Annotated in this window: 2 protein-coding genes; both read left to right on the forward strand. The window is 56.1% G+C overall.

The annotated features are described in order from the left end of the window. Positions 1-820 precede the first annotated feature (820 nt). The gene (cqsA, locus tag AWB78_RS41885; protein ID WP_062613114.1) at positions 821-2,107 is read left to right on the forward strand and encodes an alpha-hydroxyketone-type quorum-sensing autoinducer synthase; all 1,287 of its coding nucleotides are present in this window, start codon (positions 821-823) and stop codon (positions 2,105-2,107) included. A 746-nt stretch (positions 2,108-2,853) separates the two neighbouring features. After that, on the forward strand, positions 2,854-3,392 hold a 539-nt coding region (locus tag AWB78_RS41890; RefSeq protein WP_198399358.1), incomplete at its 3' end, for a transposase.

Consider the following 3,392-nt stretch of genomic DNA (forward strand, 5'->3'; position numbering starts at 1 on the left):
TCCATATCCGCCAGCTCGACTAAAGTCCTGATGCCAGGACGGACTGAACTACATGCCGCTTGACGCGTGGCTGACGGCAACAGGTGTCGGACTGCCTTCAAGACCCTGGCGTACACGCTGATCAACCTGCGGCACTACTGCCGACAGCGTAGCGGTCAAAAGTGGCGGTGAGTATGCGTGACGTCGCTGCGCGGCCGGGGCCACCCACGACGGTTTTATACGAAATGCAAACCTTCATTTCGGGCAAAACCGCGTAATTGCGTATTCCACGGAGAAGACCGGCGATTCCACGCGAAAGCGAGCAAGGTGCAGAGGCGAACGCATCCTATTGCGATCCTGTAGAGGGTTGGCCTTCAGGTTACCGTCGAACTGCTCGATCGCTAAGCCTTCACCCGCACTTCCGACCCTTCCCCACCGAACCTTCTTACCGAACGGCTATCTACGGATGGCTGACCTCGCCAGCACACGCAGATCACAGCGATCACGCGCTCGAGCGCTCCTCGACCAAAGAATAACAAGCTCATTAACTTTGGTTGTCGCCAAAGGTCATATCGCCACACTCTAAAGTCTGCCATCAACAGATGATCGACTTTCGCCAATTCTCCTTTTCAGCCGTTTTTCTTTCACCAAGTCGCGACCAATGGCTATGCCCGCCCGCGCAAACGCATGTGAGGCTTACTCAACAAGCCGTGCGGTCGATGGCTGCGTGCGCGGTCTTCACTCTCCATTACGTCACCTCAGCGGGTATTCCCCCCGATACGCACGAGGATCACTATAGCGACGCTGTATCGGTTTCGTCTAACAATTCAATGGAGCGTCTGTGAACAAGATTACCGAATTCAATAACATTGCCCGTCCCTCGCAACCGGCGCTGCCGGCTTTCATCGCCGGCCGCGTTAATCGATACTACCGTGAGCGCGTGCAGGACACCTGGGGCGGCGGACATATCATGCGCGGGCGCACCCCAGGTTCTGACGCCTTGCATTTGTCGAGCAACGACTATCTTTCTATTGCGCAGCATCCCGCGATCCTTGGCGCGATGCAGGATAGCATTCGGGCTGAAGGCAATGGTCTCCTGATGTCGAGCGTCTTTCTGCATGGTGAATGTCCCCATATTCAACTTGAGGACCGCATCGCTCATTTCATGCATGCCGAATCGGGGATTTTGTGCCAATCCGGATATGTTGCGAACACGGGCCTTCTACAGTGCATTGCATCGGCAGACACCCCAGTGTATGCCGATATGATGGCTCACATGTCCTTGTGGGACGGCATTCGCAGCGCAGGCGCACCGGCGATTCGCTTTTCCCATAACGACGCGCAACACTTGGAGCGGCAGATTGTGCGCCATGGTCCCGGGATTGTCGTCGTCGATTCAGTCTATAGCACCAACGGCAGCGTCAGCCCATTGACGGAAATTGCCACCATTTGCGCCGCACACGACTGCGTGCTGGTCGTAGACGAATCTCATTCGCTCGGGACTCATGGTCCCAACGGAGCCGGACTGGTGGTCGAGCTTGGATTACTTGATCGCGTGCATTTTCGTACGGCAAGCCTGGCCAAGGCGTTTGCGGGACGCGCAGGCTTCGTCACTTGCAATTCCGAATTTCGCGATTACTTTAAATGTGAATCAAGCCCTTCGATTTTCAGTTCAACCCTGCTTCCGCACGAAATCCGCGCGATCTTGGCCACGGTGAGCGTGATTGAGCGAGAAGGCTGGCGCCGAACTCGCCTGCACGCGAATGCCGCCTATCTGCGCAAGAGTTTGACCGATCTTGGATTTAATCTAAACGCCAGTCAAACGCAAATCATCGCGCTTGAGGCAGGTACTGAACAACGCACTATTATTTTGCGTGATGCACTTGAATCACGCGGCATATTCGGCTCGGTTTTTTGTGCCCCCGCAACCGCAAAGAATCGAGCGCTGGTTCGGCTATCGGTGAATGCGTCATTGAATCACTCACACCTTGAAAAAATTGTTAAAGTGTGCAGCGACATTCGTCAAGAAGTTGAACTTGATAAGTGGCACTCAACACGCCGCGCCGCGCGTCAGGATATACACCTGAATCCGGTGGAGCAATATACGCGCGACGAACTAGCGGCATAACCGGACGGCGGTTGGCGCGGTGCTTGTCGCACGGTTTTGCGCAAGTCATCAAAGCACCGACCCAGCCGCCAACACATCCATGGGACACTCATTAGCCAGCCTAAGACCGACCGGGATATCCCGAACGTGCGCCTTCGTGGCGGAGCATGAGCGTCCCGCGCATCGCGGATCGATGATCGCATCGAGCTGACCGCCCGCCACCTCCATCCCGTCCTCCTCAAAATGACGACGACGCCTTCTATAGCGGATACGGACTTAATCAGTAGTGTCCCTAATTTTTATTCCAAGCCGTACGCCGTCCAATAGCAATTCCGCACAAACAAGTTAAAACGAATCGCGAGGCCGACCTGAGAGACCGGCGACCTAAGTAGTCCTCAATTAGATCGGCAATACACCATATCTACCGGCGTAAGAAGGACCGTCGCCTTGCACCTCGCTGCCTTGGCTTGTCCTGTCAACCCACTTGCCGTCCATGATGCGACAGGACCGCCCTTTTTCCAAACGCTGCCATGCAGACAAAGCGATAAATAGCGCCAAACAGCCCATGCAATATGAGATCTTCAAAATCCCGTGACACGACCGAGGACCGCACACCTGTCACATGCATCGAGCCGATCCGAGAACATCGACGAGCACCGTACCCTCCATGGCTGGCAGTGGGTCGATGCGATGGATGCCCTCGCCTAGGAGTATGCGCGGCAGAAATCTGATGTCATCCGGCCGAGCCGGGTAAGCGTTGTTAGGAGATGCCAATAAGCTATCTTCCCTACGAGCCGCAGCAGCAGATGTTGCTGCCCCACGCGCTGCAAGACTGGCTGCCTGAAGGGCACCTGGCCTATTACATCAGCGACACGGTGGATTCGCTCGACCTGTCAAGCTTCCATGCGCGGTATGCGGGCGGCGGCCCGCGCAATCAACCCTTTCATCCGGCGATGATGGTGAAGGTGCTCGTCTACGGCTATGCGACCGGGGTGTTCTCGTCGCGCAAGCTGGCCAGGAAGCTGCATGAAGATGTCGCGTTCCGGGTCCTCGCCGCGGGCAACTATCCGGCGCATCGCACGCTTTGCGACTTTCGCGCCTTTCACTTGAAGGAACTGTCGGACCTGTTTGTGCAAGTGGTGAAGCTGGCCAAGGAATGCGGACTGGTCAAGCTCGGGACGATTGCCGTTGACGGCACGAAGATCAAGGCCAATGCGTCGCGTCATAAGGCGATGAGTTACGAGCGGATGAAGAAAGCCGAGCTGGAACTCAAAGAACAGATCGATGCGCTGCTGGCCAAGGCGAA

Source organism: Caballeronia calidae (assembly GCF_900044055.2).
GTDB lineage: Bacteria > Pseudomonadota > Gammaproteobacteria > Burkholderiales > Burkholderiaceae > Caballeronia > Caballeronia calidae.